This is a genomic window from Pleomorphomonas sp. NRK KF1, assembly GCF_023721755.1.
Lineage (GTDB): Bacteria > Pseudomonadota > Alphaproteobacteria > Rhizobiales > Pleomorphomonadaceae > Pleomorphomonas.
In genome coordinates this window covers 1-559 of sequence record NZ_JAMDLH010000023.1, presented here as the reverse complement: position 1 = coordinate 559, position 559 = coordinate 1, and the positions used below count along the sequence as shown (strand labels likewise).

Below are 559 nucleotides of genomic sequence, written 5' to 3'. Positions count from 1 at the left end.
CGTCGGCTGGATCACCAGCGTCAGCGCCGCCGGGTTGATGGTCAGGGCTCCCGCGACATAGCTGATGTCGTAGTTGCCGGAGGTGAGGCCGGAGGCGGTGAGCGTGTAGCTGCCGGCGTTGGTCGCGCCCTGGGCGCTGCCGCCGTAAGCGAGGGTTCCGCCGAGCACCGACGAAGTCTCGCCATTGACCAGACCGGCGTAGGTCACGCCGTTGCCGCCGCTGTAGGCGAGACCGTCGTAGGTCTTGGATGCGCTGTTGGCGGTGACCGTCAGAGCTGCCTTGTTCACCGTCAGAGCGCCCGCGACATAGCTGATGTCGTAATTGCCGGAGGTGAGGCCGGAGGCGGTGAGGGTGTAGCTGCCGGCGTTGGTCGCGCCCTGCGACGTGCCGCCGTAGGCGAGCGTTCCGCCAAGCACCGACGCGGTCTCGCCATTGACCAGACCGGCGTAGGTGACGCCATTGCCACCGCTGTAGGCGAGGCCGTCGTAGGTCTTGGCCGCGCTGTTGGCGGTCACCGTCAGCGCCGCCTTGTTCACCGTCAGAGCGCCCGCGACATAG

At 67.8% G+C, this 559-nt stretch carries 1 protein-coding gene; it reads right to left on the bottom strand.

Going from position 1 to position 559, the window contains the following annotated elements; translation table 11 throughout:
* Nucleotides 1–559, bottom strand: a 559-nt coding sequence (locus M4J39_RS22785) for an MBG domain-containing protein (protein ID WP_251730795.1), incomplete at both ends; no start/stop codon positions are given.